The organism is Escherichia sp. S10b, from assembly GCF_028421345.1.
Taxonomy (GTDB): domain Bacteria; phylum Pseudomonadota; class Gammaproteobacteria; order Enterobacterales; family Enterobacteriaceae; genus ECMA0423.
In genome coordinates, this window is the sequence record NZ_JAHZSO010000163.1 from 147,021 (window position 1) to 167,908 (window position 20,888).

General features: G+C 51.7%; 17 protein-coding genes and 1 pseudogene. 16 read left to right on the forward strand and 2 right to left on the reverse strand.

Features of this window, described 5'->3' with window-relative positions; all coding sequences use genetic code 11:
- Positions 1-2 precede the first annotated feature (2 nt).
- From cheA to flhE, 11 genes and pseudogenes are all read left to right on the forward strand, one after another.
- A complete protein-coding gene (gene cheA / locus FTE26_RS13350; protein WP_001355823.1) occupies positions 3-1,967 on the forward strand; it encodes a chemotaxis protein CheA in 1,965 nt (654 codons plus the stop codon).
- Between the two features lie 20 nt (positions 1,968-1,987).
- Positions 1,988-2,491: a chemotaxis protein CheW gene (gene cheW / locus FTE26_RS13355; protein WP_000147302.1), complete on the forward strand. Its 504-nt coding sequence runs from the start codon at positions 1,988-1,990 to the stop codon at positions 2,489-2,491.
- Positions 2,492-2,635: 144 nt separating this feature from the next.
- The gene (gene tar / locus FTE26_RS13360) at positions 2,636-4,297 is read left to right on the forward strand and encodes a methyl-accepting chemotaxis protein II (RefSeq protein WP_001297437.1); all 1,662 of its coding nucleotides are present in this window, start codon (positions 2,636-2,638) and stop codon (positions 4,295-4,297) included.
- 45 nt (positions 4,298-4,342) lie between these two features.
- Positions 4,343-5,934: pseudogene (gene tap / locus FTE26_RS13365) on the forward strand (methyl-accepting chemotaxis protein IV).
- Between the two features lie 18 nt (positions 5,935-5,952).
- Complete coding sequence (cheR, locus tag FTE26_RS13370) at positions 5,953-6,813, forward strand: protein-glutamate O-methyltransferase CheR (protein WP_000204335.1); 861 nt, start codon at positions 5,953-5,955, stop codon at positions 6,811-6,813.
- Between the two features lie 2 nt (positions 6,814-6,815).
- Positions 6,816-7,865: a protein-glutamate methylesterase/protein glutamine deamidase gene (cheB, locus tag FTE26_RS13375; RefSeq protein ID WP_000036378.1), complete on the forward strand. Its 1,050-nt coding sequence runs from the start codon at positions 6,816-6,818 to the stop codon at positions 7,863-7,865.
- Between the two features lie 14 nt (positions 7,866-7,879).
- Positions 7,880-8,269 (forward strand): chemotaxis response regulator CheY, encoded by a 390-nt coding sequence (cheY, locus tag FTE26_RS13380; protein WP_000763867.1) that lies wholly within the window; start codon positions 7,880-7,882, stop codon positions 8,267-8,269.
- Between the two features lie 10 nt (positions 8,270-8,279).
- Positions 8,280-8,924, forward strand: a complete 645-nt coding sequence (gene cheZ, locus FTE26_RS13385) for a protein phosphatase CheZ (protein WP_000983609.1) — start codon at positions 8,280-8,282, stop codon at positions 8,922-8,924.
- 201 nt (positions 8,925-9,125) lie between these two features.
- A complete protein-coding gene (flhB, locus tag FTE26_RS13390) occupies positions 9,126-10,274 on the forward strand; it encodes a flagellar biosynthesis protein FlhB (protein WP_001278958.1) in 1,149 nt (382 codons plus the stop codon).
- Positions 10,267-12,345, forward strand: coding sequence for a flagellar biosynthesis protein FlhA (flhA, locus tag FTE26_RS13395; RefSeq protein ID WP_000066997.1), 2,079 nt, complete (start codon positions 10,267-10,269; stop codon positions 12,343-12,345). The genes flhB and flhA overlap by 8 nt, the downstream gene beginning before the upstream one ends.
- On the forward strand, positions 12,345-12,737 hold the full coding sequence (gene flhE / locus FTE26_RS13400; protein ID WP_001259583.1) for a flagellar protein FlhE: 393 nt from the start codon (positions 12,345-12,347) through the stop codon (positions 12,735-12,737). Before flhA ends, flhE begins: the two co-directional genes overlap by 1 nt.
- Positions 12,738-12,856: 119 nt before the next feature.
- Here the strand turns inward: flhE and FTE26_RS13405 are convergent, their stop codons facing one another.
- Entirely contained in the window at positions 12,857-13,345 is a 489-nt protein-coding gene (locus FTE26_RS13405) for a lysozyme inhibitor LprI family protein (protein WP_001297434.1), read from the reverse strand.
- A gap of 90 nt (positions 13,346-13,435) precedes the next feature.
- Here FTE26_RS13405 and yecV point away from each other — a divergent pair, with 90 nt between their 5' ends.
- Complete coding sequence (gene yecV / locus FTE26_RS13410; protein ID WP_211180499.1) at positions 13,436-13,480, forward strand: protein YecV; 45 nt, start codon at positions 13,436-13,438, stop codon at positions 13,478-13,480.
- A 41-nt stretch (positions 13,481-13,521) separates the two neighbouring features.
- On the opposite strand, the gene argS is transcribed toward yecV, so the two are convergent.
- Positions 13,522-15,255 (reverse strand): arginine--tRNA ligase, encoded by a 1,734-nt coding sequence (argS, locus tag FTE26_RS13415; protein ID WP_001025306.1) that lies wholly within the window; start codon positions 15,253-15,255, stop codon positions 13,522-13,524.
- A 215-nt stretch (positions 15,256-15,470) separates the two neighbouring features.
- Between argS and FTE26_RS13420 the strand changes: the two genes are divergently transcribed.
- From FTE26_RS13420 to torZ, 4 genes are all read left to right on the forward strand, one after another.
- A complete protein-coding gene (locus FTE26_RS13420; RefSeq protein WP_001326063.1) occupies positions 15,471-16,037 on the forward strand; it encodes a VOC family protein in 567 nt (188 codons plus the stop codon).
- 13 nt (positions 16,038-16,050) lie between these two features.
- Entirely contained in the window at positions 16,051-16,797 is a 747-nt protein-coding gene (gene cutC / locus FTE26_RS13425; RefSeq protein WP_001185755.1) for a copper homeostasis protein CutC, read from the forward strand.
- A gap of 387 nt (positions 16,798-17,184) precedes the next feature.
- Positions 17,185-18,285: a NapC/NirT family cytochrome c gene (locus FTE26_RS13430; RefSeq protein WP_001214327.1), complete on the forward strand. Its 1,101-nt coding sequence runs from the start codon at positions 17,185-17,187 to the stop codon at positions 18,283-18,285.
- A 24-nt stretch (positions 18,286-18,309) separates the two neighbouring features.
- Positions 18,310-20,739 (forward strand): trimethylamine N-oxide reductase TorZ, encoded by a 2,430-nt coding sequence (gene torZ / locus FTE26_RS13435; protein ID WP_000176774.1) that lies wholly within the window; start codon positions 18,310-18,312, stop codon positions 20,737-20,739.
- Positions 20,740-20,888: the final 149 nt, after the last annotated feature.

The window sequence follows — 20,888 nt, forward strand, 5'->3', positions numbered from 1 at the left end:
GCGTGAGCATGGATATAAGCGATTTTTATCAGACATTTTTTGATGAAGCGGACGAACTGTTGGCTGACATGGAGCAGCATCTGCTGGTTTTGCAGCCGGAAGCGCCAGATGCCGAACAATTGAATGCCATCTTTCGGGCTGCCCACTCGATCAAAGGAGGGGCAGGAACTTTTGGCTTCAGCGTTTTGCAGGAAACCACGCATCTGATGGAAAACCTGCTCGATGAAGCCAGACGAGGTGAGATGCAACTCAACACCGACATTATCAATCTGTTTTTGGAAACGAAGGACATCATGCAAGAACAGCTCGACGCTTATAAACAGTCGCAAGAGCCGGATGCCGCCAGCTTCGATTATATCTGCCAGGCCTTGCGTCAACTGGCATTAGAAGCGAAAGGCGAAACGCCATCCGCAGTGACCCGATTAAGTGTGGTTGCCAAAAGTGAACCGCAAGATGAGCAGAGTCGCAGTCAGTCGCCGCGACGAATTATCCTTTCGCGCCTGAAGGCCGGGGAAGTCGACCTGCTGGAAGAAGAACTGGGACATCTGACAACGTTAACTGACGTGGTGAAAGGGGCGGATTCGCTCTCGGCCATATTACCGGGCGACATCGCCGAAGATGACATCACAGCGGTACTCTGTTTTGTGATTGAAGCCGATCAGATTACCTTTGAAACAGTAGAAGTCTCGCCAAAAATATCCACCCCACCAGTGCTTAAACTGGCAGCCGAACAAGCGCCAACCGGTCGCGTGGAGCGGGAAAAAACGACGCGCAGCAGTGAATCCACCAGCATCCGTGTAGCGGTAGAAAAGGTTGATCAATTAATTAACCTCGTCGGCGAGCTGGTTATCACCCAGTCCATGCTTGCCCAGCGTTCCAGCGAACTGGACCCGGTTAATCATGGTGATTTGATTACCAGCATGGGGCAGTTACAACGTAACGCTCGTGATTTGCAGGAATCAGTGATGTCGATTCGCATGATGCCGATGGAATATGTCTTTAGTCGCTATCCCCGGCTGGTGCGTGATCTGGCGGGAAAACTCGGCAAGCAGGTAGAACTGACGCTGGTGGGCAGTTCCACCGAGCTCGACAAGAGCCTGATAGAACGCATTATCGACCCGCTGACCCACCTGGTACGCAATAGCCTCGATCACGGTATTGAACTGCCAGAAAAACGGCTCGCCGCAGGTAAAAACAGCGTCGGAAATTTAATTCTGTCTGCCGAACATCAGGGTGGCAACATTTGCATTGAAGTGACCGACGATGGGGCGGGGCTAAACCGTGAGCGAATTCTGGCAAAAGCGGCCTCGCAAGGTTTGACTGTCAGCGAAAACATGAGCGACGACGAAGTCGCGATGCTGATATTTGCACCAGGCTTCTCCACGGCAGAGCAGGTCACCGACGTCTCCGGGCGCGGCGTCGGCATGGACGTCGTTAAACGTAATATCCAGGAGATGGGCGGTCATGTCGAAATCCAGTCGAAGCAGGGGACTGGCACTACGATCCGCATTTTACTGCCGCTGACGCTGGCCATCCTCGACGGCATGTCCGTACGCGTTGCGGATGAAGTTTTCATTCTGCCGCTGAATGCTGTCATGGAATCACTGCAACCCCGTGAAGCCGATCTGCATCCACTGGCCGGCGGCGAGCGGGTGCTGGAAGTGCGGGGTGAATATCTGCCCATCGTCGAACTGTGGAAAGTGTTCAACGTCGCGGGCGCGAAAACCGAAGCCACCCAGGGAATTGTTGTGATCTTACAAAGTGGCGGTCGCCGCTACGCCTTGCTGGTGGATCAATTAATTGGTCAACACCAGGTTGTGGTTAAAAACCTTGAAAGTAACTATCGCAAAGTCCCCGGCATTTCTGCTGCGACCATTCTTGGCGACGGCAGCGTGGCACTGATTGTTGATGTCTCCGCCTTGCAGGCGATAAACCGCGAACAACGTATGGCGAACACCGCCGCCTGAATGAGTAAAAAGGTAACAATATGACCGGTATGACGAATGTAACAAAGCTGGCCAGCGAGCCGTCAGGCCAGGAATTTCTGGTATTTACCCTTGGTGATGAAGAGTACGGTATTGATATCCTGAAAGTGCAGGAGATCCGTGGCTACGATCAGGTAACACGGATTGCGAACACGCCAGCGTTTATCAAAGGCGTCACGAATCTGCGCGGCGTTATTGTGCCGATTGTTGACTTACGAATTAAGTTCAGCCAGGTGGATGTGGACTATAACGACAACACGGTAGTTATCGTCCTGAATCTCGGACAGCGGGTGGTCGGCATCGTGGTTGACGGCGTCTCAGACGTGCTTTCATTGACGGCGGAGCAAATTCGTCCGGCACCGGAATTTGCCGTGACGCTTTCAACAGAATATCTCACTGGACTGGGCGCACTGGGCGACCGGATGTTGATTCTGGTGAACATCGAAAAACTGCTGAACAGCGAAGAGATGGCGCTGTTAGATAGCGCGGCGTCAGAAGTGGCGTAATTCTCCCGATTTCCTCAATTGAAATGAACCCGATGATCTGCGCATCGGGTTTTTTATTTCAATTTCGCGGCGGGTGGCATCAGCAATAAAGTTTCCCCCCTCCTTGCCGATAACGAGATCAACTTGTTTTCAGGAAGGTGCCTTATGATTAACCGTATCCGCGTAGTCACGCTGTTGGTAATGGTGCTGGGGGTATTCGCACTGTTACAGCTTATTTCCGGCAGTCTGTTTTTTTCTTCCCTTCACCATAGCCAGAAGAGCTTTGTGGTTTCCAATCAATTACGGGAACAGCAGGGCGAGCTGACGTCAACCTGGGATTTAATGCTGCAAACGCGCATTAACCTGAGTCGTTCAGCGGTACGGATGATGATGGATTCCTCCAATCAACAAAGTAACGCCAAAGTTGAATTGCTCGATAGCGCCAGGAAAACATTGGCGCAGGCAGCGACGCATTATAAAAAATTCAAAAGCATGGCACCGTTACCTGAAATGGTCGCTACCAGTCGTAATATTGATGAAAAATATAAAAACTATTACACAGCGTTAACTGAACTGATTGATTATCTAGATTATGGCAATACTGGAGCTTATTTCGCTCAGCCAACCCAGGGAATGCAAAATGCAATGGGCGAAGCGTTTGCTCAGTACGCCCTCAGCAGTGAAAAACTGTATCGCGATATCGTCACTGACAACGCAGATGATTACCGATTTGCCCAGTGGCAACTGGCGGTTATCGCGCTGGTGGTGGTATTGATTCTGCTGGTGGCGTGGTACGGCATTCGCCGTATGTTGCTTACTCCGCTGGCAAAAATTATTGCTCACATTCGCGAAATCGCCGGTGGTAACCTGGCGAATACCCTGACCATTGACGGGCGCAGTGAAATGGGCGACCTGGCGCAGAGCGTTTCACATATGCAACGCTCTTTGACTGACACCGTCACTCATGTCCGCGAAGGTTCAGATGCCATCTATGCCGGTACCCGTGAAATTGCGGCGGGCAACACCGATCTTTCCTCCCGTACTGAACAGCAGGCATCCGCGCTGGAAGAAACTGCCGCCAGCATGGAGCAGCTCACCGCGACAGTGAAGCAAAACGCCGATAACGCCCGCCAGGCCTCGCAACTGGCGCAAAGTGCCTCCGACACCGCCCAGCACGGCGGCAAAGTGGTGGATGGCGTAGTGAAAACGATGCATGAGATCGCCGATAGTTCGAAGAAAATTGCCGACATTATCAGCGTTATCGACGGTATTGCCTTCCAGACTAATATCCTCGCGCTGAATGCCGCGGTTGAAGCCGCGCGTGCGGGTGAACAGGGCCGTGGTTTTGCCGTGGTGGCGGGTGAAGTGCGTAATCTTGCCAGTCGTAGCGCCCAGGCGGCAAAAGAGATCAAAGCCCTCATTGAAGACTCCGTCTCACGCGTTGATACCGGTTCGGTGCTGGTCGAAAGCGCCGGGGAAACAATGAACAATATCGTCAATGCTGTCACTCGCGTGACTGACATTATGGGCGAGATTGCATCGGCATCGGATGAACAGAGCCGTGGCATCGATCAAGTCGCATTGGCGGTTTCGGAAATGGATCGCGTCACGCAACAGAACGCATCGCTGGTGCAGGAATCAGCTGCCGCCGCCGCTGCGCTGGAAGAACAGGCGAGTCGTTTAACGCAAGCGGTTTCCGCGTTCCGTCTGGCAGCCAGCCCACTCACCAATAAACCGCAAACACCATCCCGTCCTGCCAGTGAGCAACCACCGGCACAGCCACGACTGCGAATTGCTGAACAAGATCCAAACTGGGAAACATTTTGACGAGTATTTACTAACGCGGTCATTGCCGCCTGATGGGGAGCGTTGATGTTTAATCGTATTCGAATTTCGACCACGCTGTTTTTAATTTTGATTCTCTGCGGGATCTTGCAGATTGGCAGTAACGGCATGTCTTTTTGGGCATTTCGCGACGATTTGCAACGACTGAATCAGGTCGAGCAGAGCAATCAGCAACGTGCGGCATTAGCGCAAACTCGGGCGGTAATGTTACAGGCCAGTACCGCGCTGAACAAAGCGGGCACTCTGACGGCACTTAGCTATCCGGCGGATGACATTAAAACGTTGATGACGACGGCGCGCGCCAGTCTGACGCAATCCACCACGCTGTTTAAAAGTTTTATGGCGATGACTGCGGGCAACGAGCACGTCAGGGCGTTGCAAAAAGAGACGGAGAAAAGTTTTGCCCGCTGGCACAACGATCTCGAACATCAGGCGACCTGGCTTGAAAGTAATCAACTTTCGGATTTCCTCACTGCGCCGGTGCAGGAATCACAGAATGCGTTTGACGTTAACTTTGAGGCCTGGCAGCTGGAGATCAACCATGTGCTGGAAGCCGCCAGTGCGCAAAGCCAGCGTAACTATCAGATTTCGGCGCTGGTGTTTATCAGCATGATTATTGTTGCGGCGATCTACATCAGCAGTGCGCTGTGGTGGACGCGCAAGATGATTGTTCAACCACTGGCCATTATCGGTAGCCATTTTGACAGCATTGCTGCGGGTAATCTGGCGCGTCCGATTGCGGTATATGGTCGTAATGAGATCACCGCCATTTTTGCCAGCCTGAAGACCATGCAGCAGGGACGGTGAGTGATGTGCGTAAGGGAAGCCAGGAGATGCACATTGGTATCGCGGAGATTGTCGCAGGCAATAACGATCTCTCAAGTCGTACCGAACAGCAGGCGGCATCGCTGGCACAAACGGCCGCCAGTATGGAGCAATTAACCGCCACGGTAGGGCAAAACGCCGATAACGCACGACAGGCGTCGGAACTGGCAAAAAATGCCGCGACAACGGCGCAGGCGGGCGGTGTTCAGGTCAGTACCATGACTCACACCATGCAGGAGATCGCCACCAGCTCGCAAAAAATTGGCGACATTATCAGCGTTATCGACGGAATTGCTTTCCAGACCAATATTCTGGCCCTGAATGCGGCAGTGGAAGCGGCTCGCGCCGGAGAGCAGGGGCGTGGTTTTGCGGTAGTGGCAGGTGAAGTGCGCAATCTTGCCAGCCGTAGCGCGCAGGCAGCAAAAGAGATCAAAGGGCTGATCGAAGAGTCAGTCAATCGTGTCCAGCAGGGTTCGAAACTGGTGAATAACGCCGCCGCGACCATGATCGATATTGTCAGTTCGGTGACCCGCGTGAACGACATTATGGGAGAAATTGCCTCTGCGTCGGAAGAACAACAGCGGGGGATTGAGCAGGTTGCACAGGCTGTCAGCCAGATGGATCAGGTGACTCAGCAGAACGCCTCGCTGGTAGAAGAAGCGGCGGTGGCAACGGAACAACTGGCGAATCAGGCCGACCATCTTTCGTCGCGTGTGGCGGTATTTACCCTTGAAGAACATGAAGTAGCACGACATGAGTCGGCGCAGTTACAAATTGCGCCAGTGGTATCCTGAAGTGATTGAGAAGGCGCTATGACTTCATCTCTGCCCTGTGGGCAAACGTCTTTATTGTTACAGATGACCGAGCGCCTGGCGCTTTCCGACGCGCATTTTCGGCGGATAAGTCAATTGATCTATCAACGAGCCGGGATCGTTCTGGCTGACCATAAACGCGACATGGTTTACAACCGACTGGTTCGTCGTTTGCGTTCGCTGGGACTGACGGATTTCGGTCATTATCTGAACTTGCTGGAATCTAATCAGCACAGCGGTGAGTGGCAGGCGTTTATCAATTCGCTGACCACGAATCTGACGGCATTTTTCCGTGAGGCACACCATTTCCCTCTGCTCGCGGATCACGCACGTCGCCGTTCTGGCGAGTATCGCGTATGGAGCGCGGCGGCTTCGACCGGCGAAGAGCCGTACAGCATTGCGATGACGCTGGCTGACACATTGGGCACCGCGCCCGGACGCTGGAAAGTGTTTGCCAGTGATATCGACACCGAAGTGCTGGAAAAAGCCAGAAGCGGTATTTATCGCCATGAAGAGTTGAAAAACCTGACGCCGCAGCAACTGCAACGGTATTTCATGCGAGGGACGGGACCGCATGAAGGGCTGGTACGCGTGCGTCAGGAGCTGGCGAACTATGTTGATTTTGCCCCGCTGAATCTACTGGCGAAACAGTACACCGTGCCGGGGCCGTTTGATGCGATCTTCTGTCGTAACGTCATGATCTACTTCGATCAAAATACCCAGCAGGAGATTTTGCGCCGCTTTGTTCCGCTCCTTAAACCCGACGGATTGCTGTTTGCGGGTCACTCTGAAAACTTTAGCCACCTTGAGCGCCGCTTCACGCTGCGTGGTCAGACGGTGTATGCGCTAAGTAAGGATTAACGATGAGCAAAATCAGGGTGTTATCTGTCGATGATTCGGCACTGATGCGCCAGATCATGACAGAAATCATCAACAGCCATAGCGACATGGAAATGGTGGCGACCGCGCCTGATCCGCTGGTCGCGCGTGACTTGATTAAGAAATTCAATCCCGATGTGCTGACGCTGGATGTTGAAATGCCGCGGATGGACGGACTGGATTTCCTCGAAAAATTAATGCGTTTGCGTCCAATGCCCGTTGTGATGGTTTCTTCCTTGACCGGCAAAGGATCAGAAGTCACGCTGCGCGCGCTGGAGCTGGGGGCAATAGATTTTGTCACCAAACCGCAACTGGGTATTCGCGAAGGAATGCTGGCGTATAGCGAAATGATTGCTGAAAAGGTGCGTACGGCAGCAAAGGCGAGCCTTGCAGCACATAAGCCATTGTCAGCACCGACAACGCTGAAGGCGGGTCCGTTGTTGAGTTCTGAAAAACTGATTGCGATTGGTGCTTCAACGGGTGGAACTGAGGCAATTCGTCACGTACTGCAACCGTTGCCGCTTTCCAGCCCGGCATTGTTAATTACCCAACATATGCCGCCCGGTTTCACCCGCTCTTTTGCCGACAGACTTAATAAGCTTTGCCAGATCGGGGTTAAAGAAGCCGAAGACGGAGAACGTGTCTTGCCGGGGCATGCCTATATTGCGCCGGGCGATCGGCATATGGAGCTGTCGCGTAGTGGCGCAAATTACCAAATCAAAATTCACGATGGCCCGGCGGTTAACCGTCATCGGCCTTCGGTAGATGTGTTGTTCCATTCTGTCGCCAAACAGGCGGGGCGTAATGCGGTTGGGGTGATCCTGACCGGTATGGGCAACGACGGCGCGGCGGGAATGTTGGCGATGCGTCAGGCGGGGGCATGGACCCTTGCGCAAAACGAAGCAAGTTGCGTGGTGTTCGGCATGCCGCGCGAGGCCATCAATATGGGTGGTGTCTGCGAAGTGGTCGATCTTAGCCAGGTAAGCCAGCAAATGTTGGCAAAAATTAGTGCCGGACAGGCGATACGTATTTAAATCAGGAGTGTGAAATGGCGGATAAAGAACTTAAATTTTTGGTTGTGGATGACTTTTCCACCATGCGACGCATAGTGCGTAACCTGCTGAAAGAGCTGGGATTCAATAATGTTGAGGAAGCGGAAGATGGCGTCGACGCTCTCAATAAGTTGCAGGCAGGCGGTTATGGATTTGTTATCTCCGACTGGAACATGCCCAATATGGATGGCCTGGAATTGCTGAAAACAATTCGTGCGGATGGCGCGATGTCGGCATTGCCAGTGTTAATGGTGACTGCAGAAGCGAAGAAAGAGAACATCATTGCTGCGGCGCAAGCGGGGGCCAGTGGCTATGTGGTGAAGCCATTTACCGCCGCGACGCTGGAGGAAAAACTCAACAAAATCTTTGAGAAACTGGGCATGTGAGGATGCGACTATGATGCAACCATCAATCAAACCTGCTGACGAGCATTCAGCTGGCGATATCATTGCGCGCATCGGCAGCCTGACGCGTATGCTGCGCGACAGTTTGCGGGAACTGGGGCTGGATCAGGCCATTGCCGAAGCGGCGGAAGCCATCCCCGATGCGCGCGATCGTTTGTACTATGTTGTGCAGATGACCGCCCAGGCTGCGGAGCGGGCGCTGAACAGTGTTGAGGCGTCACAACCGCATCAGGATCAAATGGAGAAATCAGCAAAAGCGTTAACCCAACGTTGGGATGACTGGTTTGCCGATCCGATTGACCTTGCCGACGCCCGTGAACTGGTAACAGATACACGACAATTTCTGGCAGATGTACCCGCGCATACCAGCTTTACTAACGCGCAACTGCTGGAAATCATGATGGCGCAGGATTTTCAGGATCTCACCGGGCAGGTCATTAAGCGGATGATGGATGTCATTCAGGAGATCGAACGCCAGTTGCTGATGGTGCTGTTGGAAAACATCCCGGAACAGGAGTCGCGTCCAAAACGTGAAAACCAGAGTTTGCTTAATGGACCTCAGGTCGATACCAGCAAAGCCGGTGTGGTAGCCAGTCAGGATCAGGTGGACGATTTGTTGGATAGTCTTGGATTTTGATTTGTATTGCCTGATGTGGCGTGACCACGTCATATCAGGCGGTCTGATAAGGCGATGACGCCGCATCCGACAAACGCACACTATGCTTGATGTGTGGCAGCAAAAGCCCTAAATCCCGCCTGTTTTGCCCCTTACTCAAACCATTGAACGCTTTGCGCTCTGGCATCATTCACGCTTAATACTCTTTCCAGGATTGGCGACGTGTCTGACGAGAGCGACGACAAAACAGAAGCCCCCACACCTCACCGACTAGAAAAAGCGCGGGAAGAGGGGCAAATCCCGCGTTCCCGTGAACTGACCTCACTGCTGATTTTGCTGGTGGGCGTTAGTGTTATCTGGTTTGGCGGTGTGTCGCTGGCCCGTCGATTGTCGGGCATGCTCTCCGCTGGGCTGCATTTTGATCACAGTATTATCAATGACCCGAATCTGATCCTCGGGCAGATTATTCTGCTGATCAGAGAAGCCATGCTGGCGCTGCTGCCGCTGATTAGCGGCGTGGTGCTGGTGGCGCTCATTTCTCCGGTCATGCTGGGAGGGCTGGTATTTAGCGGCAAATCCTTGCAGCCGAAGTTTTCCAAACTCAACCCGCTACCGGGCATTAAACGGATGTTCTCGGCTCAGACTGGCGCGGAGTTGCTTAAAGCAATTTTGAAAACCATCCTGGTTGGCAGCGTGACGGGGTTTTATCTCTGGCATCACTGGCCGCAGATGATGCGCTTAATGGCCGAGTCTCCGATTACCGCCATGGGTAATGCGATGGATTTGGTAGGGCTATGCGCACTGCTGGTGGTGCTTGGTGTCATTCCAATGGTGGGATTTGACGTCTTTTTCCAAATATTCAGCCACCTGAAAAAGCTGCGTATGTCACGGCAGGATATTCGTGATGAGTTCAAACAAAGCGAAGGTGACCCTCATGTTAAAGGGCGGATCCGTCAGATGCAGCGAGCTGCTGCACGGCGTCGGATGATGGCCGATGTGCCGAAAGCGGATGTCATTGTCAATAACCCGACCCACTATTCGGTAGCGTTGCAGTATGACGAAAACAAAATGAGCGCACCGAAAGTGGTCGCTAAAGGTGCAGGGCTGGTCGCGCTGCGCATTCGTGAAATTGGCGCTGAAAATAACGTCCCGACGCTTGAAGCGCCGCCGCTGGCGCGAGCGCTGTATCGACATGCGGAGATTGGTCAACAAATCCCGGGTCAACTGTACGCCGCGGTGGCGGAAGTGCTGGCCTGGGTCTGGCAACTGAAACGCTGGCGTCTGGCTGGTGGACAGCGCCCTGTACAACCTACTCATCTTCCGGTGCCGGAAGCCCTGGATTTTATTAACGAGAAACCGACCCATGAGTAATCTGGCCGCGATGCTGCGCCTGCCCGCAAACCTGAAATCGACACAATGGCAGATCCTTGCCGGACCGATTTTGATCCTGTTGATCTTGTCGATGATGGTGCTGCCACTGCCCGCATTCATACTCGACCTGTTGTTTACCTTCAATATTGCCTTGTCGATCATGGTGTTGCTGGTGGCGATGTTTACCCAGCGCACGCTTGAGTTTGCTGCGTTTCCGACCATTCTGTTGTTTACTACGTTGTTGCGTCTGGCACTTAACGTGGCTTCAACCCGTATCATTTTGATGGAAGGGCATACCGGCGCGGCGGCGGCTGGGAAGGTGGTCGAAGCATTCGGTCACTTCCTCGTTGGTGGCAATTTCGCTATCGGTATCGTGGTGTTTGTCATTCTCGTGATCATCAACTTTATGGTCATTACCAAAGGTGCCGGGCGTATCGCAGAAGTGGGTGCGCGCTTTGTTCTCGATGGTATGCCGGGTAAGCAGATGGCGATTGACGCCGACCTTAACGCTGGATTGATTGGTGAAGATGAGGCGAAAAAACGCCGCTCCGAAGTGACTCAGGAAGCCGATTTTTACGGCTCAATGGACGGGGCAAGTAAGTTTGTTCGCGGCGATGCCATCGCCGGGATCCTCATCATGGTCATTAACGTTGTCGGCGGGTTGCTGGTCGGCGTGCTGCAACATGGCATGAGCATGGGACACGCGGCGGAAAGTTATACGCTATTGACCATTGGCGACGGTCTGGTGGCACAAATTCCGGCGCTGGTGATTTCTACCGCCGCGGGGGTCATCGTTACGCGTGTCAGCACCGATCAGGATGTTGGTGAGCAGATGGTGAATCAGCTTTTCAGTAACCCAAGCGTTATGTTGTTAAGCGCCGCCGTGCTCGGTTTACTCGGCCTGGTGCCTGGAATGCCGAACCTGGTATTTTTGCTGTTCACTGCCGGATTGCTGGGGCTGGCCTGGTGGATACGCGGACGCGAACAAAAAGCGCCTGTCGAACCCAAACCGGTAAAAATGGCAGAGAATAATACCGTTGTCGAAGCGACGTGGAACGATGTACAACTGGAAGATTCTCTGGGAATGGAAGTGGGTTATCGACTGATCCCGATGGTCGATTTCCAGCAGGATGGTGAGTTGTTGGGCCGTATACGCAGTATCCGCAAGAAATTTGCCCAGGAGATGGGATTTCTGCCGCCAGTGGTGCACATTCGCGACAATATGGATCTGCAACCTGCCCGCTATCGCATTTTGATGAAAGGCGTGGAGATTGGCAGTGGTGATGCTTATCCGGGGCGCTGGCTGGCGATTAACCCTGGAACCGCTGCCGGGACGTTACCTGGTGAGGCGACCGTCGATCCGGCATTTGGCCTGAATGCTATCTGGATTGAAAGTGCGCTAAAAGAACAGGCGCAGATTCAGGGGTACACAGTGGTTGAGGCCAGCACGGTGGTAGCAACGCATCTTAACCACCTCATTAGCCAGCATGCCGCAGAGCTGTTTGGTCGTCAGGAGGCGCAACAGCTGTTGGATCGCGTCGCCCAGGAGATGCCAAAGCTGACGGAAGATCTCGTTCCTGGCGTCGTCACGCTCACCACACTGCATAAAGTGCTGCAAAATCTCCTCGATGAAAAAGTACCGATTCGCGATATGCGCACCATTCTCGAAACGCTGGCGGAACATGCGCCCATCCAAAGCGATCCACATGAATTAACCGCCGTCGTGCGCGTGGCGTTGGGACGGGCGATTACCCAGCAGTGGTTTCCTGGCAAAGATGAAGTCCATGTTATTGGCCTCGATACACCGCTGGAACGTTTGTTACTACAGGCGCTGCAGGGCGGGGGAGGACTGGAGCCAGGGCTGGCGGATCGTTTACTGGCGCAAACTCAGGAAGCGCTATCCCGTCAGGAGATGCTGGGTGCGCCGCCAGTATTGTTGGTGAACCACGCGCTGCGACCATTATTGTCTCGCTTCCTGCGCCGCAGCTTGCCGCAGTTAGTGGTCCTGTCGAATCTGGAACTGTCTGATAACCGACATATCCGCATGACGGCGACAATTGGCGGCAAATAATGAGAACCTTATTAGCAATATTATTGTTTCCGCTGCTGGTGCAAGCCGCCGGGGAGGGGATGTGGCAGGCAAGTAGTGTAGGAATTACGCTAAATCATCGCGGTGAGTCGATGTCGTCTGCGCCTCTTTCTACGCGACAACCTGCTTCAGGATTGATGACGCTGGTAGCGTGGCGTTATCAGCTTATCGGCCCGACACCTTCAGGACTGCGGGTTCGCTTGTGTTCGCAATCTCGTTGTGTCGAATTAGAGGGGCAGAGCGGAACCACCGTGGCCTTTTCCGGTATAGCGGCAGCAGAACCGTTGCGATTTATCTGGGAAGTGCCAGGCGGTGGGCGGTTAATTCCACCGCTAAAGGTACAACGTAATGAAGTGATTGTGAATTATCGCTGAAGGACAAAAAAATTACGCGCTCGCGAGTATGTTTAATAACTCAGTGAAAAAGGCTCGATGTCTTGTTGCAATTATTTATCAGGAATAGCTTGCAACAAAACATGCCAAAAAGATGTGAATTATCCTCTTGTCAAAGGGCTTGGATAAAAATCTTCAGAGTTACGGTATAGCTGCAACTGGCGAGTTCGCGTATTGGTCTGTATGATCATACATGAGAGCCATTCTGATTCAGAATAAGGGTCACTTAAATCCTGAACGTCCTCATTTGAAAGGATTAATTCACATTCTTTGTCCCTAAAATCCAGCCAGGCTCGCTGTGATTTTTTAAGCAAGTTAAGTTGTTCGGTATCAGGTTTTTTTACACCTGTGCGTGGCACTTGTTCTATATAACGATAAGCTTCACCATAGGCTTTATTTAATTGCGCATCGACGAGATTGTATTCTTGTCGCAGGCATGATTTGATCACGTTAATGTCAGTATCATCATCTGAATTTTTTTGCCAACAATCTTTGATGGCTGAAATGTCATGGTCGTTTACTATAACCGTATCTTCTGCGTAAGCCTGGCAAGAGATAATGCCTAATGTTAATACAAGAAATTTAAACACTGCGGTATTCCTTAAATTCAACCGTTATCGTTTCCCTGGGGCCGGATATTACGCTTCTGGCCTCTTATCCAACAGTCAGAAAACAATGGCATGTCCATTTTCAGAATACATTTAGATGGCAATAAAAAAGCCTGATCAGGTAACCCTGATCAGGCTTTACTCTCACGAAAAATCGATTACATACGCTCTACTGTCTCAATACCCAGCGTATCCAGACCCAGCTTTAGCGTCTTCGCTGTCAGTTGTGCCAGTTTCAGACGGCTGTTACGCACTTCTTCGTTTTCTGCGCTGAGGATCGGGCAGTGCTCGTAGAAGCCAGAGAACAGACCAGCCAGATCGTACAGGTAAGCACACATCACATGCGGCGTGCCTTCACGGGCAACCACGGTGAGGGTTTCTTCAAACTGCAGCAGGCGAGCTGCCAGTTGCGCTTCACGATCTTCACGGATGATTACCGGAGCTGCAGCCAGTTGCTCTTCGTTAATTTCTGCCTTACGGAACACGGACAATACACGCGTGTAAGCATACTGCATGTATGGCGCGGTATTACCCTCAAACGCCAGCATGTTGTCCCAGTCGAAGATGTAGTCCGTGGTGCGGTTTTTGGAGAGATCCGCATATTTCACCGCACCAATACCAACCGCGTTAGCCAGTTTTTCCAGCTCGTCAGCTGGCATATCCGGGTTCTTTTCTGCCACCAGACGGCGTGCACGTTCCAGGGCTTCATCCAACAGATCGGCCAGTTTCACTGTACCACCCGCGCGGGTTTTGAACGGTTTGCCGTCTTTACCCAGCATCATGCCGAACATGTGGTGTTCCAGCGGTACGGATTCCGGTACATAGCCTGCTTTACGGACGATCGCCCATGCCTGCATCAGGTGTTGATGCTGACGGGAGTCGATGTAATACAGCACGCGATCGGCATGCAGTGTTTCATAACGATATTTCGCACAGGCGATATCAGTGGTGGTGTAGAGATAGCCGCCATCTTTCTTCTGAATGATCACGCCCATCGGTTCGCCTTCCTTGTTTTTAAATTCATCAAGGAATACGACGGTCGCCCCTTCGCTTTCTACTGCCAGACCTTTGGCTTTGAGATCCGCCACAATTCCTGGCAGCATTGGGTTGTAGAGGCTTTCGCCCATCACGTCATCACGGGTCAGCGTCACGTTGAGACGATCGTAGGTGATCTGGTTCTGCGTCATGGTGATGTCGACCAGTTTGCGCCACATCTCGCGGAAATATTCGTCACCGCTTTGCAGTTTTACCACGTAGTTACGTGCACGCTCGGCAAACTCTTCATCTTCGTCGTAATGCTTTTTCGCATCGCGGTAGAAACCTTCAAGGTCAGCCAGCTCCATTTCACCGGCGTTTTCCTGCTGCTGCTTTTCCAGCCATGCAATCAGCATACCGAACTGAGTGCCCCAGTCGCCGACGTGGTTTGCGCGAATCACTTTGTGACCGAGGAACTCCAGAGTACGCACTGCTGCGTCACCAATAATGGTAGAGCGCAGGTGACCGACGTGCATCTCTTTCGCCACGTTTGGCGCAGAGTAGTCAACCACAATGGTCTGTTTTTCTGGCGTAGCAACATCGAGACGATCGGACGCCAGCGCCTGCTGAACATGATCAGCCAGGAATGCCGGATCAAGGAAAATGTTGATAAAGCCTGGACCGGCGATCTCAACTTTGCTGGCGATACCGTTAAGATCCAGATGAGTCAGCACCTGCTCTGCTAATTGTCGCGGTGCCATACCCAGTTTTTTAGCAACTGCCATCATGCCGTTAGCCTGATAGTCGCCGAACTGAACTTTTGCTGACTGACGAACCTGCGGTTCGCAATCCGCAGGCGCGCCTGCCGCAATCATGGCCTGACGGACTTTTTCTGAGAGAAGAGCCTGAATATTCACCGGAATACCTTACATTGATGAAGCGAGCAAAAATTGCCCGCACCAGTTAAAGAAATTAGGGCGGGAGTATACTGCAAATGGCTGTTTTCGTCAGCAACGTGCGCGTGGCGTATTGCCGTTTTCACTATTGCATCAGAAGCGGCGTGAAATCAGCGGTTGGTTGGCACAGGGCAACAGGGTAAATTAACGCTTTTACTGAAAGACGAAGAGTGATTATGGCGAACTGGCAATCTATCGACGAGCTGCAGGATATTGCATCGGATTTACCGCGATTTACCCACGCATTAGATGAACTTTCCCGCCGTCTGGGGTTGAATATCACTCCGCTGACTGCCGATCACATTTCTTTGCGTTGCCATCAAAACGTCACCGCTGAGCGCTGGCGTCGCGGGTTTGAACAGTGTGGCGAGCTTTTGTCAGAAAATATGATCAATGGCAGACCGATTTGTCTGTTTAAATTGCATGAACCGGTACAGGTTGCGCACTGGCAGTTTTCTATTGTGGAGCTACCGTGGCCCGGGGAAAAACGTTACCCACACGAAGGTTGGGAACATATTGAAATCGTTCTGCCAGGTGATCCAGAAACGCTGAATGCCCGTGCGCTGGCATTGCTTTCTGATGAAGGACTCAGCCTTCCGGGGATCTCAGTTAAAACCAGTTCACCAAAAGGTGAGCATGAGCGATTACCGAATCCGACGCTGGCGGTCACCGATGGCAAAACAACTATTAAGTTTCATCCGTGGTCCATTGAAGAGATCGTTGCCAGCGAGCAGTCAGCGTAATTAAGGAGCAAAAATGGCATTACTGGAAATTTGCTGTTACAGCATGGAATGTGCACTAACGGCGCAGCAAAACGGCGCAGACAGAGTTGAATTATGCGCAGCCCCAAAAGAGGGGGGCTTAACGCCGTCGTTGGGGGTACTGAAATCCGTGCGCCAGCGGGTGACGATCCCTGTGCATCCGATAATTCGCCCACGCCGTGGTGATTTTTGCTACAGCGACGGTGAGTTTGCCGCCATTCTTGAGGATGTGCGCACGGTCCGCGAATTAGGTTTTCCTGGACTGGTGACGGGCGTTCTCGATGTTGACGGGAATGTCGATATGCCACGAATGGAAAAAATAATGGCTGCTGCCGGTCCGCTGGCAGTGACTTTTCATCGCGCCTTCGATATGTGCGCTAACCCTTTATATACACTCAATAATCTTGCGGAATTGGGCATTGCCCGGGTACTGACATCAGGGCAAAAATCAGACGCACTGCAAGGTTTATCAAAAATTATGGAACTTATTGCCCATCGTGATGCTCCAATCATTATGGCCGGAGCAGGAGTCCGTGCAGAAAACCTGCACCACTTCCTCGATGCCGGAGTGCTGGAAGTCCATAGCTCCGCGGGAGCGTGGCAAGCCTCACCGATGCGTTATCGTAATCAAGGATTGTCCATGTCATCAGATGAACACGCGGACGAGTATTCGCGTTATATCGTAGACGGGGCGGCGGTTGCTGAAATGAAAGGAATCATTGAACGCCATCAGGCCAAATGATTTTTACCGTTGCATCATGTCGCCCAATATGATGCTTGCTCGTACCAGGCCCCTGCAATTTCAACAGGGGCCTTTTTTTATCCCTGAGCAGTATAAAAAACGAACGATAACCGTGATCTGTTGAGCGGGTGACAGTGAACATAGCGTTGTGCTAATAATATTTTTTATATTCACATTGATTATGGGATTTAAATTGCTAAAACTGATAAATATATATTCTAAATAGCAACTGGGTTATTCCTTAGCAATTAATGATTACATTGTAATAAATCATATTCTTTATCGATTATTTCAGGCAGTGTTGTGCCGAGTTATGCAAGCGGTTAATTCGTTGTGTATTTAATTATACAATGATTTCGGTGTTCTGGAATTTATTTAGAGGAATCTATGCGAGGGAAAAAACGCATTGGGTTATTGTTTTTGCTGATAGCGGTTGTGGTTGGTGGCGGCGGGTTATTGCTGGCGCAAAAAGCCTTACATAAAACGTCGGATACAGCATTTTGCCTTTCCTGCCACTCGATGAGTAAACCTTTTGAGGAATATCAGGGAACTGTCCACTTTTCGAACCAGAAAGGGATACGTGCGGAATGTGCAGATTGCCATATTCCAAAGTCAGGGATGGATTATTTATTTTCTAAATTAAAAGCATCTAAAGATATTTATCATGAATTTGTTAGCGGCAAAATAGACAGTGACGATAAGTTCGAAACTCATCGCCAGGAAATGGCCGAAACAGTATGGAAAGAATTAAAAGCAACTGACTCTGCAACGTGCCGTAGTTGCCATTCTTTTGATGCCATGGATATTGCCTCGCAAAGTGAATCTGCGCAGAAAATGCATAACAAAGCACAAAAGGGCGGCGAAACCTGTATCGATTGTCATAAAGGCATTGCCCATTTTCCGCCAGAAATAAAAATGGATGACAACGCGGCGCATGAGCTGGAAAGTCAGGCCGCTACTTCAGTGACTAATGGCGCACATATTTATCCTTTCAAAACTTCTCGCATAGGCGAGCTGGCTACCGTGAATCCTGGTACCGATCTCACCGTCGTTGATGCCAGTGGCAAACAGCCGATCGTTCTGTTGCAGGGTTATCAAATGCAGGGCAGTGAAAACACGCTCTACCTGGCGGCAGGTCAACGGCTGGCGCTAGCCACATTAAGTGAAGAAGGTATCAAGGCGCTCACGGTAAACGGGGAATGGCAGGCTGACGAATACGGCAATCAATGGCGTCAGGCGTCTTTACAGGGTGCGCTTACCGATCCCGCATTAGCGGACCGTAAACCGCTATGGCAATACGCTGAAAAACTTGACGATACCTATTGCGCTGGTTGCCATGCGCCTATTGCCGCTGACCATTACACCGTCAATGCATGGCCGTCCATTGCCAAAGGAATGGGTGCGCGAACCAGCATGAGCGAAAACGAACTGGACATTTTAACGCGGTATTTCCAGTACAACACCAAAGATATTACCGAGAAACAGTGATCCTCGTTGATCAGGGAGGAAGTTATGACATTAACAAGACGTGAATTTATTAAACACAGCGGTATTGCCGCTGGAGCGCTGGTGGTGACATCGGCAGCACCGCTCCCCGCATGGGCAGAAGAGAAGGGCGGTAAAATCCTCACCGCGGGACGTTGGGGAGCGATGAACGTAGAAGTGAAGGACGGCAAGATTGTTTCTTCAACAGGCGCGCTGGCGAAAACCATACCGAACTCCTTACAGTCTACGGCGGCGGATCAGGTACACACCACGGCACGTATTCAGCATCCGATGGTAAGAAAAAGCTATCTCGATAATCCACTGCAACCGGCGAAAGGTCGTGGCGAAGATACTTATGTACAGGTGAGCTGGGAGCAAGCATTAAAACTGATTCATGAGCAACACGATCGCATTCGCAAAGCTAACGGACCATCTGCTATTTTTGCCGGATCATACGGCTGGCGCTCTTCTGGCGTGTTGCATAAAGCGCAAACCTTACTACAACGTTATATGAACCTGGCGGGCGGTTATTCCGGGCATAGCGGCGATTATTCAACCGGGGCAGCACAGGTGATCATGCCGCATGTGGTCGGTTCTGTAGAGGTGTATGAACAGCAGACCTCCTGGCCGCTGATTCTGGAAAACAGCCAGGCTGTGGTGCTGTGGGGGATGAACCCGCTGAATACCTTAAAAATTGCCTGGAGCAGTACCGATGAGCAAGGGCTGGAATACTTCCATCAGCTGAAAAAATCTGGCAAACCAGTGATTGCCATTGATCCTATCCGCTCCGAAACCATCGAGTTCTTTGGTGATAATGCCACCTGGATCGCGCCGAATATGGGCACCGACGTGGCACTGATGTTAGGGATTGCGCATACCCTGATGACACAAGGTAAACACGATAAAGTGTTCCTTGAAAAATACACCACCGGGTATCCGCAGTTTGAAGAGTATCTGACAGGTAAGAGCGATAATACTCCGAAGAGCGCGGCCTGGGCGGCGGAAATTACTGGCGTACCGGAAGCGCAGATAGTCAAACTCGCTGAACTGATGGCGGCGAATCGCACAATGCTGATGGCTGGCTGGGGAATTCAGCGCCAGCAATATGGTGAACAGAAACACTGGATGCTGGTGACGCTGGCGGCGATGTTAGGGCAGATTGGTACACCGGGCGGCGGTTTTGGTTTCTCTTATCATTACTCCAACGGTGGCAATCCGACGCGTGTTGGCGGCGTGCTGCCGGAAATGTCTGCGGCGATTGCCGGACAGGCCAGCGAGGCCGCTGATGATGGCGGAATGACGGCGATTCCTGTTGCCCGTATCGTCGATGCGCTGGAAAATCCTGGTGGCAAATATCAGCATAACGGTAAAGAACAAACGTATCCGAATATCAAAATGATCTGGTGGGCGGGTGGCGGTAACTTTACCCATCACCAGGATACTAATCGTCTGATCAAAGCATGGCAGAAACCGGAGATGATCGTCGTTTCTGAATGCTACTGGACCGCAGCTGCTAAACATGCAGATATCGTATTACCGATCACCACATCGTTTGAGCGCAATGACTTGACGATGACCGGTGATTACAGCAACCAGCATATTGTGCCGATGAAGCAGGCTGTTGCTCCGCAATTTGAAGCGCGTAACGATTTTGACGTATTTGCCGATCTTGCTGAATTACTGAAACCTGGCGGAAAAGAGATCTATACCGAAGGTAAAGATGAAATGGCGTGGCTGAAATTTTTCTATTATGCCGCTCAGAAAGGTGCTCGTGCGCAACGCGTGACTATGCCGATGTTTAATGCCTTCTGGCAGCAAAATAAACTGATCGAAATGCGCCGCAGCGAGAAGAACGAACAGTACGTTCGTTATGCTGATTTCCGCGCCGATCCGGTGAAAAATGCGCTGGGTACGCCAAGCGGCAAAATTGAGATTTACTCCAAAACGCTGGAAAAATTTGGCTATAAGGATTGCCCGGCACATCCAACCTGGCTTGCGCCTGATGAGTGGAAGGGTACCGCCGACGAGAAGCAGTTGCAGCTTCTGACCGCACATCCGGCACACCGTTTACATAGTCAGCTTAACTATGCGGAACTGCGTAAAAAATATGCGGTTGCCGATCGTGAACCGATCACTATTCACACCGAAGATGCTGCTCGATTTGGTATTGCGAATGGCGATCTGGTGCGTGTCTGGAACAAACGTGGTCAGATTTTGACAGGCGCGGTGGTGACTGACGGGATCAAAAAAGGCGTGGTATGCGTGCATGAAGGTGCATGGCCAGATCTGGAAAACGGCTTGTGTAAAAACGGCAGTGCGAACGTGTTAACGGCGGATATCCCCAGCTCGCAGCTGGCAAATGCCTGTGCCGGTAACTCTGCGCTGGTGTATATCGAAAAATATACGGGTAACGCACCGAAGTTAACGGCATTTGATAAGCCTGCTGTTCAGGCGTAAGAAGTGAATAGCGCCCGGAAACGGGCGCTGAGGTTATGCAAACGTAAAACTGCCTGATGCGCTATGCTTATCAGGCCTTGTATTATCCCTCCAGTGCAGAGAAAATCGGCCAGTTTTCTCTGCCTGCAGTCCGCATGCCGTATCGGGCC

Bases quoted from the DNA above. Each gene is read 5' to 3' on its own strand.
- cheW (WP_000147302.1), top strand. From the start codon at position 1,988: ATGACCGGTATGACGAATGTAACAAAGCTGGCCAGCGAGCCGTCAGGC.
- tar (WP_001297437.1), top strand. From the start codon at position 2,636: ATGATTAACCGTATCCGCGTAGTCACGCTGTTGGTAATGGTGCTGGGG.
- cheR (WP_000204335.1), top strand. From the start codon at position 5,953: ATGACTTCATCTCTGCCCTGTGGGCAAACGTCTTTATTGTTACAGATG.
- cheB (WP_000036378.1), top strand. From the start codon at position 6,816: ATGAGCAAAATCAGGGTGTTATCTGTCGATGATTCGGCACTGATGCGC.
- cheY (WP_000763867.1), top strand. From the start codon at position 7,880: ATGGCGGATAAAGAACTTAAATTTTTGGTTGTGGATGACTTTTCCACC.
- cheZ (WP_000983609.1), top strand. From the start codon at position 8,280: ATGATGCAACCATCAATCAAACCTGCTGACGAGCATTCAGCTGGCGAT.
- flhA (WP_000066997.1), top strand. From the start codon at position 10,267: ATGAGTAATCTGGCCGCGATGCTGCGCCTGCCCGCAAACCTGAAATCG.
- flhE (WP_001259583.1), top strand. From the start codon at position 12,345: ATGAGAACCTTATTAGCAATATTATTGTTTCCGCTGCTGGTGCAAGCC.
- FTE26_RS13420 (WP_001326063.1), top strand. From the start codon at position 15,471: ATGGCGAACTGGCAATCTATCGACGAGCTGCAGGATATTGCATCGGAT.
- cutC (WP_001185755.1), top strand. From the start codon at position 16,051: ATGGCATTACTGGAAATTTGCTGTTACAGCATGGAATGTGCACTAACG.
- FTE26_RS13430 (WP_001214327.1), top strand. From the start codon at position 17,185: ATGCGAGGGAAAAAACGCATTGGGTTATTGTTTTTGCTGATAGCGGTT.
- torZ (WP_000176774.1), top strand. From the start codon at position 18,310: ATGACATTAACAAGACGTGAATTTATTAAACACAGCGGTATTGCCGCT.